The organism is Sulfurimonas sp. HSL-3221, assembly GCF_021044585.1.
In the GTDB taxonomy this organism is placed as follows: Bacteria; Campylobacterota; Campylobacteria; order Campylobacterales; family Sulfurimonadaceae; genus Thiomicrolovo; species Thiomicrolovo sulfuroxydans.
The window spans coordinates 2,253,121-2,267,805 of record NZ_CP087998.1; the positions used below are offsets into that span (position 1 = coordinate 2,253,121).

At 40.8% G+C, this 14,685-nt stretch carries 12 protein-coding genes and 1 pseudogene; all 13 read right to left on the reverse strand.

The window, feature by feature from the left end; genetic code table 11:
• Window positions 1-9: 9 nt before the first annotated feature.
• The 13 genes and pseudogenes from LOH54_RS11475 to gmd all read right to left on the reverse strand — a co-directional run bounded on the left by LOH54_RS11475 (window position 10) and on the right by gmd (window position 14,673).
• A pseudogene (locus tag LOH54_RS11475) lies at window positions 10-1,325 on the reverse strand (sugar transferase).
• 103 nt (window positions 1,326-1,428) lie between these two features.
• The gene (locus LOH54_RS11480) at window positions 1,429-2,790 is read right to left on the reverse strand and encodes a phosphomannomutase/phosphoglucomutase (protein WP_231019220.1); all 1,362 of its coding nucleotides are present in this window, start codon (window positions 2,788-2,790) and stop codon (window positions 1,429-1,431) included.
• A gap of 10 nt (window positions 2,791-2,800) precedes the next feature.
• Complete coding sequence (locus LOH54_RS11485; protein ID WP_231019221.1) at window positions 2,801-4,180, reverse strand: mannose-1-phosphate guanylyltransferase/mannose-6-phosphate isomerase; 1,380 nt, start codon at window positions 4,178-4,180, stop codon at window positions 2,801-2,803.
• On the reverse strand, window positions 4,177-4,641 hold the full coding sequence (locus LOH54_RS11490; protein WP_231019222.1) for a GDP-mannose mannosyl hydrolase: 465 nt from the start codon (window positions 4,639-4,641) through the stop codon (window positions 4,177-4,179). The genes LOH54_RS11485 and LOH54_RS11490 overlap by 4 nt, the downstream gene beginning before the upstream one ends.
• A 46-nt stretch (window positions 4,642-4,687) precedes the next feature.
• A complete protein-coding gene (locus LOH54_RS11495) occupies window positions 4,688-5,512 on the reverse strand; it encodes a WecB/TagA/CpsF family glycosyltransferase (RefSeq protein WP_231019223.1) in 825 nt (274 codons plus the stop codon).
• A gap of 482 nt (window positions 5,513-5,994) precedes the next feature.
• Complete coding sequence (locus tag LOH54_RS11500; protein WP_231019224.1) at window positions 5,995-7,296, reverse strand: glycosyl hydrolase family 28-related protein; 1,302 nt, start codon at window positions 7,294-7,296, stop codon at window positions 5,995-5,997.
• Between the two features lie 63 nt (window positions 7,297-7,359).
• Window positions 7,360-8,172, reverse strand: coding sequence for a glycosyltransferase family 2 protein (locus LOH54_RS11505; RefSeq protein ID WP_231019226.1), 813 nt, complete (start codon window positions 8,170-8,172; stop codon window positions 7,360-7,362).
• Complete coding sequence (locus tag LOH54_RS11510; protein WP_231019227.1) at window positions 8,169-8,912, reverse strand: sulfotransferase family 2 domain-containing protein; 744 nt, start codon at window positions 8,910-8,912, stop codon at window positions 8,169-8,171. Before LOH54_RS11510 ends, LOH54_RS11505 begins: the two co-directional genes overlap by 4 nt.
• 29 nt (window positions 8,913-8,941) lie before the next feature.
• Window positions 8,942-10,159, reverse strand: coding sequence for a hypothetical protein (locus tag LOH54_RS11515; RefSeq protein WP_231019228.1), 1,218 nt, complete (start codon window positions 10,157-10,159; stop codon window positions 8,942-8,944).
• A complete protein-coding gene (locus LOH54_RS11520; RefSeq protein ID WP_231019229.1) occupies window positions 10,156-11,124 on the reverse strand; it encodes a sulfotransferase family protein in 969 nt (322 codons plus the stop codon). The genes LOH54_RS11515 and LOH54_RS11520 overlap by 4 nt, the downstream gene beginning before the upstream one ends.
• Complete coding sequence (locus tag LOH54_RS11525; protein WP_255707281.1) at window positions 11,125-12,483, reverse strand: flippase; 1,359 nt, start codon at window positions 12,481-12,483, stop codon at window positions 11,125-11,127.
• The gene (locus LOH54_RS11530; protein WP_231021244.1) at window positions 12,459-13,550 is read right to left on the reverse strand and encodes a GDP-L-fucose synthase family protein; all 1,092 of its coding nucleotides are present in this window, start codon (window positions 13,548-13,550) and stop codon (window positions 12,459-12,461) included. The genes LOH54_RS11525 and LOH54_RS11530 overlap by 25 nt, the downstream gene beginning before the upstream one ends.
• Window positions 13,551-13,557: 7 nt before the next feature.
• Complete coding sequence (gmd, locus tag LOH54_RS11535) at window positions 13,558-14,673, reverse strand: GDP-mannose 4,6-dehydratase (RefSeq protein ID WP_231019231.1); 1,116 nt, start codon at window positions 14,671-14,673, stop codon at window positions 13,558-13,560.
• Between the last annotated feature and the right edge of the window lie 12 nt (window positions 14,674-14,685).

Below are 14,685 nucleotides of genomic sequence, written 5' to 3' on the forward strand. Positions count from 1 at the left end.
CATGCCTGCCTAGCTTGCACCCTCACGGACAAGTACGGTCTTGATCGTTTTGAAGAAGATGACAAAGTCCATCCACAATCGCCAGTTCCGTGTATAGTAGACGTCCATTGCCACGCGGGAGTGAAAATCAATGTCGCTGCGGCCGCTGACCTGCCAAAGACCGGAGATTCCAGGCTTGACCGCCACGACCAGATCGATATCGGCACCGATCTTCTTTTTTTCGTTAAGCATATAGGGTCGCGGGCCTATGAGCGACATCTCGCTGCGCAGCACATTGATGATCTGCGGTAGTTCATCCAGGGAGGTACGGCGCAGAAATGCCCGATCTTCGTAATGCGGGGGTCATTCTCGTATTTGTGGTAGACCTGGTAGTTCTCGACCTCTTCAGGGTGCGTCTGCAGATACTCTTCCAAGACCATGTCTCCGTCTTCACGCATGGAACGGAACTTATAGCAGACAAACGTACGGCCGTTCTTGCCCAACCGCTCCTGTTTAAAGAATACACTCCCTTTCGGCTCCTCCCGCTTGATCAAAAAGGCGATCAACGCAAAAACCGGGACAAGCAGAGGCAGCAGCAGAATGCTCATTACAACATCGGAACTGTTCTTCAAAATAATGTTCGAACGTTTCTGCAGCGCGTTTTCCAAAACGATCATATTGGTACGGGCATTGAAGACATTGACGATCCCCGCACGCGTGTAGTCGAAACTGTTAAGCAGCGGGATAAAAATGATCTTCTTTTTCTGACGCACCAGTTTGGAGAGGCGTGCCTCGATATGGTCTTTCGCATTGCCGGAGGTATCCATAAAGACGACATCCGAGTGTGCCGGGCTTGTTTTGACGTACCCCAGGTAGCGATTACCGAAGATAATGTCCCCAATCTTCGAATTGCCCGAAATGACAGAGGCTTTTTTCGGCCACAGGCCGAAAACGTTCCAGTAGCGTTTCAAAACAAACTTGGTCGAGGGAAGCACGAAGCTCATGAAGGCAAATGAGAGAAAAATAATCCCGTCTGAATAGTCCGCTACCGATTTGTTCAGCGCCAGCACGGAGAGGACCATAAAAAACGACAGCCCGAGCCCTTTGAGAATGAGGCGGGTTTCGTCCCAAAAGTCGCGGCGAAAGCGGTAGAGTTTCAACCCGATGAACGTCAAAATCACAAGGATGTAGACGATAAGTTTATCCGTATAGTGGCTGAGATCCCCGGGGACAGTATTTGGTTCCTCTTCTAACCACCAGACAAGGATATACGCAAGAGCGATACTGACATAGACTCCGATGACATCAAAAAGCATCAAGACTAGCCGCGCAGAATCCTCTCTCATACAATACCTCTTATTTTTATCTATTTTTTAATATTTAAAAACTAAAAGGGCATTTATACAATCAATTCACTTAGTTTTCACCCATAAAAACCGCTGCACACTTTTACGTCAGCGATGCCAAAAGAGCAAGTATCTTCTGCTCGTATGTTTTGCAAAGCTCCGGCGTTGCTGCTTCGTAACGGGTTACCAGCACCGGGGTTGTATTGCTGGCACGTACCAAAGCCCAACCGTCATCAAAAATGACGCGGATACCGTCGACGGTGATGATGTCTTTAATCTTTGGAAAATCCACTGGAGGGTGTGCCAGCGCTTCTTTTAGTGCTTCGATCGTCTTGAACTTTTCCGCCTCGGTCGTATTGATCTTGATCTCTTCAGTTGAATAGACCTTCGGCAGCGCAGCAATTTCTGCATCGAGATCGGCACCGCCATGAACCAGCTCGAGTACCCGCAGCGTCGCGTAAAGGGCATCGTCGTAACCGAAATAGCGGTCATTAAAGAAAATATGCCCACTCACTTCCGCTGCGAAATCCGCGCCTGTCTCCTTGATCTTGACTTTGAGATTACTGTGTCCTGTCTTGTACATGATGCCCCGTCCTCCCAGACGTTCCAACTCATCGTACATGACCTGTGAGCACTTCACCTCCCCGATAACCGTCGGCTTCTCCATCCGCCGGGCAAAAAGGATGGCGAGAATGTCGCCTTTAATGTTGTTCTCCTGCGTCAGAACGGCGATGCGGTCTGCATCGCCGTCATAGGCGAAACCGAGTTCCGCCCCCTCAGAGAGCTTCTCCTTGATAGCGTCGAGGGTCTCAACGTCGGTCGGGTCGGGGTGATGGTTGGGGAAGTTACCGTCGGGCTCGCAGAAGAGCCCTTCGTAGTTCAGCTCCAGCCCCCTGAAGATCGCCTCGATGACCGGTCCGGCGGCGCCGTTGCCGCAGTCGATGACAAGTTGCTTGTCCATCCCCTTCAACGGTGCGAACGCTTTGAGCATATAGTCGACATAAGGGGTAGCAACATCGATCTGCGTGCAGCGGGTGTCGTCTTCGATCACCAGTTCCGTCGCGGCAACGACCTCATCGCCCAGGCTGTAGATATCATCTCCGAAAAAGGGTTGTTTGTCTACCGTGATTTTGAAGCCGTTGTACTCCGGGGGATTGTGCGAGCCGGTGATCATGACGCTTGCAGAAGGCGTTACTCCACCGAAGGCATTAAAGTTGGAGAAGTAGTTGACCGGTGTCGGAACCATCCCCATGTTGAGCACCTCAAGCCCTGCCTTGTTGAAACCGCTGGTAAGGTACTCGCTCAGTTTGGGCGAGTGAAGCCGCGCATCGTAACCGACCGCAACAATGTTTCCTACCTTTTTAATGCGTTGCCCGAGGAAATAACCGATCTTCTTGACCGTCTCCTCATTGAGCTCCTTTTCAAAAATCCCCCGTATGTCGTACTCACGAAAAATTGATTTCATACATTTCCCCCTAACACCGTTTAAAATCATCACTGAGACGCACAATGTCGTCCTCGCCCGTGTACTCGCCTACCTGGGCCTCGATCAGAACAACAGGGATCTTGCCTTCATTGGCCAGACGATGCACTTCGCCCATTTTGATATAGGTACTCTCGTTCGGACGGACAAGCCGCGTCTCTTCGCCAACAGTCACTGTCGCCGTCCCGCTGACGACGATCCAGTGCTCGTTGCGGTGGAAGTGCTTCTGCAGACTCAGACGCTTACCCGGTTTGACCTCGATGCGCTTAATCTTGTAGCCGTCGGAGTCCTCCAGGACCGTATAGGAGCCCCAGGGCCGATAGCCAGTGAGGTGAATGTTGTGCAGTTCGCTCCCCTGCTCCTTGAGTTTCGCGACGACCTGCTTAACTTTTTGGGAAGACCCCTTTTTCGAGATCAGCAGAGCATCCCCCGTATCGGCAACTATGAGGTCCTCGACGTCTATTGTCGCGATGGTACGGCGTGTACCGTAAACGAGGTTGTTTTTCGAATCAAGGGCGATATGGTATTCATTGAGCGTATTGCCGCTTTCGTCCTTGGGCAGCTCGTCATAGAGTGCATCAAAGCTCCCAAGGTCCGACCAGTCGATGTTTGAAGGAACCACTTTAACCTTATTGGATTTTTCCATTACTGCATAGTCAATACTGTCGTCCGGAATCGCCATCATCGCATCATACGTGATGCGGATCATCCCGTCATCTTTTGCACTCTCATATGCACTCATACACGCCTCGTAAATCTCCGGGGCGAGCACTTTCAGTTCCTCGAGGAAAACCCCCGCCTTGAAGCAGAACATCCCGCTGTTCCAATAGTAATTCCCCGCGTCCACATACTGCTCCGCCGTCGCAGCATCGGGCTTCTCATGAAAGGCCAGCACCATCTCGCCGTCGGCTTCAATGTAGCCGAAACCCGTTTCGGCGTATTGCGGCGTAATGCCGAAGGTCACCAAGCTCCCCTCCGCCGCCAATGCTTCCGCACGGGTGATCACCTGTTCATAGGCTACCTGATCCTTAATAAGGTGGTCTGAAGGGGTGACAAAGACAAGCTCGTCATAATCCAGTGCCAGGCAGGCCAATGCAATGGCCGGCGCTGTGTTGCGGCCGACAGGCTCCAACAGGTACTCCGCTTTGTAGTGATCCTTTAGTTCCAGCTCTTCGAGCTGATCCATCGCCAGAAAATATTGCTCGGCATTGGAAACGATAAACTGAGAATGGCACACTTGTGCATTGCGCTCCACCGTTTTTTGGAAGAGAGACCTGTCCTCAAAAAGCTTGACAAACTGTTTTGGCATCAAATTTCGGCTCAAGGGCCAGAGCCTGGTGCCTGAACCTCCACAGAGTATGATATTGATCATCGGATTCCTTTTTCATTGTTAAAATAGTCTTTTGTATTCTGGTGTACTTCGGGATTCATAAGCAGTTCATCGATCTTAAAAAACCGGTAGCATGAATGCTGCATTTGCGGCAATTCTGGCAGGGGCTCTTCTAGAATCACTTCGAAACCAAGCACGACATAGTGTGTTGAATGTTCATCTCCAAAAACATTATCATCATAATGATGCTCATAGATCCCCCGAAATTTGCACTCCCCGAATGTCAAGGCCTTGCCCAGTTCACTGAATGAGATCCGCTTCAATGCCTCATCCAGACGTTCATCCTTATAGATGCGACCTCCTGGAACGAACCAATACCCTTTTGCGGGCCGATTTACTCTCTGACCGAGAAGTATATTGCTGTTTTGTTTCACAATCAAATCAATGGAAATGAGCGGCGTGTTTTTGATAACACTGCCAAAAAGATCCTCACTCAGATGCATACGTTCAACTTCTTCATCAGCTTCATCTTCATCTCTTAATACTTGACTACTGCTTTTTCAACACTTTGAGTTCTATAATTTGTTTGATCAGCATAACAATAAAATTTGTATTGGTAACAAGATACCGCTTCCATAATCTCTTAGGATCATTAACAAGTCTATAGAACCATTCTAAAGAGTATTCCTGCATCCAACGTGGTGCACGTGGTACAAAACCAGCATACACTTCGAAAGCTCCGCCAAGTCCAATCATACAGCTTTGCACTCTGTCTTTGTGCTCCGCCATCCATTTTTCCTGCTTTGGACATCCCAAGGCTACGAAAACAAAATCAGGTTTTTTCTCATTGATCATGGAAACGATCTCATCTTTCTCAGGTAAAGAAAGTACTCTGAAAGGAGGCGAGTATCTATCGATTTTGAGATTCGGGTACTCTTTTCCAGCCCTTGCTACTATTTTGTCAAGTACTTCATCTGTAGAGCCATATAAAAAGATGGATTTTCTAGACTTTTCACATTCTTTCATTAAGTCCGGCATGATATCCATCCCTGCAACCCTGTCCTGCTCAATGCCATAAAGTATTTTCATCGACTTGGCAATCGGCATGCCATCCGGTGTTGTAATTTCCGCATTATTGACGATGGCGCAAAATGATTCATCACCATAAGCCTCCATTACCATATGCACATTCACAACACAAACATAGCTTGATGAAGTGTCAACTGAAAGCCTAAGAAAGTTGGTTATAAATTCCCCATATTGACCTGTGCTTACTTCAGTCTTTCCTATAAGCATTTTTCCCATCACTCTTAACTTACACCCTAATCTTTGATAATAAAATCTATCGATTCTTAGATTTTCAATATATTCCATAGGAAAATCATGTTTTCCAGACAAACAATAACAATATGAATTGATTTTTGGTTGAATTATAGCATTCAATATCTTATTGCTCTAAATCTACCAATAAAATATATCCACTGTATGACATCTTCGACTAAACTTGTAACTGTTAAATCAGAACTTAAAATCAAAAGGCAGTATCTACTGATGAAAACAGAAGTATTTTGATTATCTTGGGGTATACTCCGCTTTGGAAAAATCAATATGTACGAACATGTATACACTGATATTAGGATCCCGAGGTAAGATGAATATAAATACTTTATTTTATTAGTTTAGTAATGTTTTTGACACCACTGCTAAAAAATGCATAAAAGCACCAAAATGCAGAGAGCAATATTTATTCTAGTAAAATCAAACCATATCATTTTTCAATATTGTCATCACAAACATATACTCTTACAGAACAATCCCCCAAGCATTGAAAAAAAAAGCATAATTTTATAGATATCTCACAATCTAAATAATTTATTGTTTTTGAATTCTATTTTTGTTTTTTTTGTATTCCTTTCAAAAATCTTTCCTCTCTTTAAATAAATGTTATTATCAAATACATGATTTGATGAGTCACTTTCTTTATGTCCAACCACTACCCCTTCTGCCTCATACGATTTTCGGGTATTATAGATGTCATTTTTCATTATTTCTGTATTTGAAGAATTTTCTAGTGACACGGTCTCTGCATTATCCGATGAAATATTATTCTCAGTAATCACTACTCCATTGGATAATCTCAAATATATTGTGCCTTTAATTCTATTATGTCTTAAAAATATATTTTGGGCATTTTGAATGCGTAAGCCGCTCGCATCAAGCAAGTTGTCAATTAATTTTGTATCAACTGGGATCCTAATTTGTTTTGAGTTTAAATATGTTTCAGAAATACTTATTGATTTTTTTTCAGCATAAATAATATTGTTTTTTATAATTGTTCCAGCAGTCCCCGCTATCTCGATCCCCCATTTAAAACCCTTAATATAATTTCCAATTATTTCACAGTCAGTCTGCACCCCTGCCAAGCTAATTGCCGTTTGAAAAATTGTTTTTTTCCAAGGTGCCCTAATTTTTTTGTGCCCTATAAAAACATTATCTTTAATTAGTAAAGCATGGACATATGATTTTAAATTCTTGTCCATGTTTACAATTTCAATCCCTGCTCGCGTAATATCTATAAATTTGTTGTTTGTAATTTTCAGGTTTTCTATATACCCATTTTTCCCTTTTGCGGCAAAAAGCAATGCATTTGCCGGTTTGCTCAGGACACTATATGCACCAATGAAAACATTATTTGTAATGACGATATTTTTTTTGTAACTCTTTAAAGAATCCATATTGATCATGCCATGTATTGATGCCTCTTGTTTATCAAAGATCCAGGTAAGCCCAGATATTTCTAATTTATCTATATTGTCTTCTTGCTTTATCGCACCATATTTATCAGTACTTAGTATTGTGCCTTCACCATATATTTTGTATACGTGAGATGGGATATTCATTTTATTAATCACGTAAACACCCTTAGGAATATAAATAGTGCTTGCATTTCTCATTGCATTCTCTATTGCACTGGTATCATTCGTAATACCATCTCCAACTGCCCCAAAAAATACAACATTTGCTATAGGGATGCTAGATACAACTGTCATGTTATCTAATGGCTTTGTCTTCACAGCCTTACTAGCAACATCTATTATTGTATTTACTCCATCTGCGTATAGCAAGATATTAAATAATAATAAAAACATTAATTTCATTGCTCGCCTTTAATTCACAGTAACAACGTATGAAAGTACTTTGTCAAATAAAGTGCATGAATACTACTGAAAATAAGCAGGTAGGCGTAAAAAATACGATTCTGATTTTTTATTAAAATATATTTTGTTTTTCCAATCCAACATTGCATAGATGTAGACAAAATATTTGATTGCTTTTAGAAACCATTGGTATCTTATCTTACGGATCTGACTACACTCTCGTTCATATAAGTCCTCATTTTTTGACATCTGGTCATCATGTTGTCTAAATGCCCCAAATAGTGTATTAGCACTATATAATGTTTCATATTTAGCAAAGCGACACCATAATTCAAAGTCCGAAGCTAATCTATTATTTCCATCTATGTATCCACCAGCCATCTCATATAAATCTCTATGCCAAAAAGTAGTCTCTTGCATAATATATCCGAGCCCAGTACCTCTATAGTACCCTTTTTGAATCAATGATCTATAATAAGATTTGAAGCACGCAATTTTTCTGAAATGATTTTTTGAATCTAAATAAACATTCCTACCCTTTAGCCATTTCACTTTGTCATGTTTTTTCATAATGTCAACTGCTGTTGCGATCGCTGTCGGAAACAAGAAATCATCACTATTCAGCCACAACATCAAATCTCCATTTGCAATAGCGAATCCTTTATTGATTGCATCATACATGCCATTGTCTTTCTCTGAAATGATGGTATCAATGTGATCTTGGTATTTCTTTACGATTTCCATCGTCCTGTCAGTAGAAGAACCATCAACTAAAATGAATTGTATATTTTTGTATGTCTGATTAATTATAGATTTAATTGCAAACTCTATATACTTCTCCCCATTATAAACGGGCATCACAATACTTGCCTTCAAACTATTTTCTCCTTTTTCAAATACTCGTTGTACTTTTCATTGAATTTATATATACAATAATCATAGATTAAATAATCTAATTTATTTTTCTCTTTGAATTTTGCAATTAACTTTTGATCTATACCCTGGTATTGATTCGCCAAAGTATTTGTTTTCGCAGTAGTATTTTTGTGTTTCATTTTTATAGGAGGCTTATGAAGTAATTGTGCCAGAATATTAAGACTTAGTTGACTCTTTTCTAATATGCCAACAAAGTAATACCTATCTATAATTTCTTGATAGTTTTCATATGTTGCAGGGAATAGATTAGAAAAGTAATTCGTATGATTATCCAAATATTCCTCAATACCAACATCATAGGTCTGATCATATTTTTTTTCATATCTATACAATGACAACTGTAAAGCTAAAGGGTCACGGACGAAAGTAAATACTTTATACCGATCACTTGTGAAGACTTCCGGATACCTCTGATGAATAAAGTTATTGTCAACTTCGAAGTGTCCACTCAAGCAATAAGACTCACGAAAATTTTCAAGGTTCTTTTTTTCTGGATATTTATCAGTCCACCCTTCTCTATAATCTTTAATAATAATAAACCAATTGCGCAGTGCCGCATTTACACTTGTGCCTCCACATTTTGGTAAATGATGAAAAATAAAAATACTTTTTTTCGGTGCCAAAAAAAATAGTGGATGAGATCCATACTCATAAAGCTTCTTGAGTATTTCAACGAACATTGAACTGCCTTTTTAACATAACCTTCTCCTCATGTTGTTGCATGTAATAATTTTGTGGGATATACAGCCCTAAAAAAAAGAGTACTCCACAGTAAAGCAAAATCAAAGTAGATCTCTGTTTGAAGCAATATTGTAATGACAAATAGATTGGCAAACACATATAAAGAGTTTTTTATACCATGTGATCTAAACAGATTTGAAAATGATTTATAAAACATCATATAAAGTAGAAGTATGAAAAAAATCCCATATTCTACTAACATGTCTGTAAAGCCATTGGTACGAATAATGATATTATTATCAATATCGAAACGTGTATTTTCATTAGGACCTCTTCCAAAAAATTCATACCCCTGAATGTCATGAAAATCCCTCAGCACATTAATAAACCTTTGTGTATTCTCACTAAAACGAGTATCTGTCTGCATGGCATATACAATTTGTTCTTCAATTTTGTCGTACAAGAAACTAGAAGAGAGGAAAAAATAAATGAATGATGGCACAACTAAAATTAGTGCAAAATACTTGTATTTTATATTTCTATTTATAAACGCGATGTATGACATGATGAGAATTCCAAAAGCAATATAACCCGTAGACGACAATGTACTAAATAATCCAACTGACAATAATATAGAATATTTATTCTTGAAACTCTTAGTTTTAACTAAATTAAATATCAAAGCAATAATTATATAACCCGCAAAAGCACCTGGTTCCCAAAAAGGGCCAGGATTTCTATGTAGCTCTGCTGTTTGGTATACAGTGTAAATTCCGATTGTATGCTTAACATCTAAATAACTGCTACTAAATTCACCTAAAGAAAAATGCTCTATTAAAAAAACATCCAGACCTGGAACAATATTTAGTGGTATGTAGAATATTAAACTCACAATTACTATTGTAGCCATCAATTTAAGGTAAACGTCTATAAACTCTTTTCCAACTACAGACAATACAAAGAAAGCTATCGAAATCCTAATAAATACTCCAAAAATAGTGTTTAAAGAAATAAATTGAAACTGCAATGTTTGTATTAAATATAGGATTAACAACGTGCCCATGATTACTAGAAAATCTTGATGGAAAGCCCTTTTATAATAGATAAAATAAATTCCTGAAATGATGAAAGTACTAATCAAAAAAATACTATTATTTGAGATACTTAAAAAGCCAGAGCATATGATTAATAATGCAACCAAAATATAATTCACAATATTTTTGCGTTTTATTTTATAACTAGTCATGACAGGTACTTATCTTTTGACCATACGTTTATTGCTTTTCTAAAAAAAATATTGGCTTTTGTAGCTTTTACGATCTTGGAATATAAATGATCAACAACATCTTTAAAAGTATTGTTCATATTTACTTTGTGACTGTTTATTTCTTTTACTAAATTGTTTTTATTGTAACCTTGGGAAATAAGTATTTTATCTTCCAACCTTCCTATGTAACCACTGATCATTTTTTTTCTATATCTATTGTAAAATGTGTCCTTCCACATATCCAATGAATCATCGCTTATACTTGTATATTTTATTACACCTGTAGGATCACCCATTCTCCCTTGTATTCGTTGTTTTGAAAAATTCTCAAGCATTGAAGATTGAAATTCTATCTCTAAATAATCACAAATACTTTTTGTAGCCTGCAAAGGGTCTACCACAAATGATTCATAGTTGATAGCGATAGATTTATCTTTATATTTCTCATATGCATAAGATAGCTTTGTTAGGCCTACTGTTAAATCATCTTCATAGTAGTAGAGTCTCTTCAGGTTTCCTCCACTCCACGTATTAATAACAGAACTCATAACATTAAGAGGATTCCTAAATAAAAAAATAAATTTTGCATCCGGAAAAAGATCTACTATTTCATCTATAATATAATAATAACGTGGCGTTTTATCGAGGAAATACTTTTCGTTGTTATTGCATTGCAATGAATATAGATCACTTATAAAATTAGACAATGCTTTGTTGTAACTTTTTTGACCTTGCGGCAAAACTTTTATAAAATCATTTATAGCATTTGATGCATGTCTATGACCGTATTCACTCAATACACCTTGATTTTTTAAGGCATAAACATAGGGTAGTAATATCCATGGTTCGGCAGCACTCGCTATCTCACTATGTGCCATCAGCACTCTTTGCAATAATGTAGAGCCAGCCCGAGGTAATGAGAACAAAAATATTGGCGCTTTCATTTATAATTCCTTTTTAAGTAATGGAACAAATAATGTCAAAAAACCAAATTTTTTCTTAATCAAATATACAAGTGAGATATTCCATATTATCATGCTAATCATACTTGCAAAAGCTGCTCCATTAATATCAAAGATTGGTATAAAATAATAATTGAGTATTATATTGACTATTGTTGCAAAAATGATAACATTTTGATATTGCTTTTGATTGCCAGTCATTTGCATTATTAATCCTACAGATCCACTCAATGCGTTTACTGTACTACCGATGAGTAACATTATTAGTGCAACTTTTCCTATCAAAAATTTTTCCCCAAACAGACTCAAAAAAAACTCCGAAAACATAGTCAAAATTAGGATTAAGGGAATCGTTGCAAAAAAAAGTAATTTTGTAGATTTTTGCGCTATATGCTTTAAACCTTGAAGATCATTATTTTGAAAACATTCAGAAAACTTTGGAGCAGCAATCGAATTCACTGCCATTAAAGTGATACTCGTCAATCCTGCAAGTTTCACAACTACACTGTATATGCCAACATCTTCCTCACTTTTAAAAACACCCAACATAATTATGTCTGTCCAGGTCATGATCAACACTACGGAAGATGCAAGCAGCATTGGAAAGGACACGTCAAGTAATTGCCTGTAAGTTAAAGTGTGCCTATGTGTCCCTATTCTAGAAAGTATATTGTATGTTTTTCGGTAACTAAGTAAATATACAATGAACAAGGCACACACGTACGCACCAATAATCATTTCCGGTGATTTATTCCACATGACAAGAAATAGCATTATCAACACAGCCAAAAGAGAGATAAGAACATTTTCGAATAACGAATATTGGAGGATCATTTTCAATCCGCGGAAAAAAGCAGAATTGATTTTTAATAATACAAAAGGAACAATCCCTATACTTGTTATTTGCAAGAAAATTGTGAGTTGCTCATTGTTGAATAGCCTTAGTGAAATCTTCTCTGCTAACACAAATAAAATAGCTGATAAAAATAACGAAATGGGGATACTAATTGCATAGGCCTTTTGAAACACCTCTTTTGTTTTCTGCATGTCTCTGCGTGCATTAAAGCCTGCAATAAACTTTACAAGTGCGTTGTCAAATCCGAAGACTCCCAATAACACGAGGATATTTAAAAATGTTATTGAAATAGTATAGAGCCCTAAATTATCCGCACCAAAAAGTCTTGCGATAAGTAAGGTGAGTACGTAACCAAAACCGACTCCAAGTACTTTCAAAAAGAATGTGACTATACTCCCTTTTAGCAATTCACCTAAATGTCTATCCCTGGACAGCTTATCGTTGAGTTTTTTTATCAAGTTTATCTTCCAGAACCTATATACCATTCATAAATCATCTTGATTCCCTCACCAAGCTCGACCGAATGCCTCCATCCAAGTGCATGTAATTTGCTGACATCCGTTAGCTTCTTCATCGTACCATCCGGTTTTTCACTGTTGAAATAGAGTTCCCCCTTAAAGCCCACGATCTTTTTGATCGTTTCTGCCAATTCCTTTATGGAGACATCCTCACCTGTCCCAATATTAATGTGGGTATTACGGATCTCCGGGCTTTTCGTCGCGTTCGGCGTGCAGGTCGTGTTTACACCTTTTGCTAGAGTGTAGGTGTCTTTGAAATCCCTGTTTTCCATTAGAAAGACGCAGGCATCAGCCATATCTTCACTCCATAGGAACTCACGCATCGGCTTCCCGGTTCCCCATATCTCCACGTGATCCCCATCCACGCCGTAGCGGGCGAGATAAGCTTTCGCCTCATCAATATTATCCACTCCAAGGTCTTTGACGAGCTCATCATCGCGGCCCTCGTTGAGGAGTTTCGCGCAATGGATCTTGCGAATCAGCGCGGGTAGAACGTGTGACTTCTCCAGGTCGAAGTTATCATTTGGGCCATATAGGTTCGTCGGCATGACTGAGATGTAATTGGTGCCATACTGCAGGTTGTAGCTTTCGCACATTTTGATCCCGGCAATCTTGGCGATGGCGTAGGGTTCGTTCGTGTACTCCAGCGTATCGGTCAGCAGGCAATCCTCCGGCATGGGCTGGGGGGCATTTTTAGGATAGATACAGGTGCTACCGAGGAACATCAGCTTCTTTACTCCATTGAGGTAGCTCTGATGGATAACGTTGTTCTGAATCTGTAGGTTCTCGTATATGAATTCAGCACGGTAGGTATTGTTCGCAACAATGCCGCCTACTTTTGCTGCGGCGAGGAAAACATACTTCGGTTTTTCCGCCGCGAAGAATGCTGCCACCTGTTGCTGGTCAGTCAGATCCAGCTCTGCGTGGGTACGCATCAGCAGGTTCGTGTACCCCTTGGCTTCAAGATTTTTGACAATAGCGCTACCCACCAGTCCCCGGTGCCCGGCGACGTATATCTTTGCATCCTTCTTCATCGTTTCGTTACTCAAAGTAATTCATGATAGAGTAACCACCCTTTTTGAGGTACTGGTCCTTCGTCATCAGTTTCAGATCCGACGCCATCATGTCATGCACAAGCTCTTCAAGTTTGTACTCCCGGTTCCACCCCAGCTTCTGCTCGGCCTTGGTTGGGTCGCCCAGCAGAAGGTCGACTTCCGTCGGGCGGAAATAGCGCGGATCGACGGCGACAACTTCCCGTCCCACTTCCACCTGGTACTCAGGGTTTGTACAGGCTTTGATGTAGCCTTTTTCATCGACGCCTTCGCCTCTAAACTCCAGCTCGATTCCACAGTAGCTGAACGCCATCCGGACGAAATCGCGTACGGTTGTCGTCTGCCCTGTTGCGATAACCCAGTCTTCGGGCTCGTCGGCCTGCAAGATCATCCACATCATTCTGACATAGTCCTTGGCATGCCCCCAGTCGCGCTTAGCGTCGAGGTTTCCGAGATAGAGCTTGTCCTGCAGTCCCAAGATAATCTTCGAAGCGGCACGGGTGATCTTGCGGGTGACGAAAGTCTCGCCCCGCACCGGCGATTCGTGGTTGAAGAGGATCCCGTTGCAGGCGAACATGCCATAGGCTTCGCGGTAGTTGACGGTGATCCAGTAGGCGTACATCTTTGCGACAGCGTAGGGGCTGCGCGGATAGAACGGCGTCGTCTCACTCTGCGGTGTCTCCTGGACCTTCCCGTAGAGCTCAGACGTGGATGCTTGGTAAATCTTTGTCTTTTCCGTCAGCCCGAGCAATCTTACGGCTTCAAGGATGCGCAGCGTTCCCGTACCGTCGGCATTAGCAACGTATTCCGGCTCTTCGAAACTGACGGCAACGTGGCTCATCGCGGCGAGGTTGTAGATCTCATCAGGCTGGACCTCCTGAATAATGCGCGTAAGGTTCATAGAATCCGTCATCTCGCCGTAGTGCAGAATAAAATCACGGTTCTCCACGTGTGGATCCTGGTAGAGGTGGTCGATCCGGTCCGTGTTAAAGAGCGAGCTGCGGCGCTTGATACCGTGGACAATGTACCCTTTTTTCAGCAGAAACTCCGCCAGATAAGAGCCGTCCTGCCCTGTAATACCTGTAATTAATGCAACTTTTTTCATTTTATCTCCTTT

Coding starts and splice junctions, on each gene's coding strand:
- LOH54_RS11480 (WP_231019220.1), bottom strand. CDS start 2,790: ATGAAATCAATTTTTCGTGAGTACGACATACGGGGGATTTTTGAAAAG.
- LOH54_RS11485 (WP_231019221.1), bottom strand. CDS start 4,180: ATGATCAATATCATACTCTGTGGAGGTTCAGGCACCAGGCTCTGGCCC.
- LOH54_RS11490 (WP_231019222.1), bottom strand. CDS start 4,641: ATGCATCTGAGTGAGGATCTTTTTGGCAGTGTTATCAAAAACACGCCG.
- LOH54_RS11495 (WP_231019223.1), bottom strand. CDS start 5,512: ATGGAATATATTGAAAATCTAAGAATCGATAGATTTTATTATCAAAGA.
- LOH54_RS11500 (WP_231019224.1), bottom strand. CDS start 7,296: ATGAAATTAATGTTTTTATTATTATTTAATATCTTGCTATACGCAGAT.
- LOH54_RS11510 (WP_231019227.1), bottom strand. CDS start 8,912: ATGTTCGTTGAAATACTCAAGAAGCTTTATGAGTATGGATCTCATCCA.
- LOH54_RS11515 (WP_231019228.1), bottom strand. CDS start 10,159: ATGACTAGTTATAAAATAAAACGCAAAAATATTGTGAATTATATTTTG.
- LOH54_RS11520 (WP_231019229.1), bottom strand. CDS start 11,124: ATGAAAGCGCCAATATTTTTGTTCTCATTACCTCGGGCTGGCTCTACA.
- LOH54_RS11525 (WP_255707281.1), bottom strand. CDS start 12,483: ATGGTATATAGGTTCTGGAAGATAAACTTGATAAAAAAACTCAACGAT.
- LOH54_RS11530 (WP_231021244.1), bottom strand. CDS start 13,550: ATGAAGAAGGATGCAAAGATATACGTCGCCGGGCACCGGGGACTGGTG.
- gmd (WP_231019231.1), bottom strand. CDS start 14,673: ATGAAAAAAGTTGCATTAATTACAGGTATTACAGGGCAGGACGGCTCT.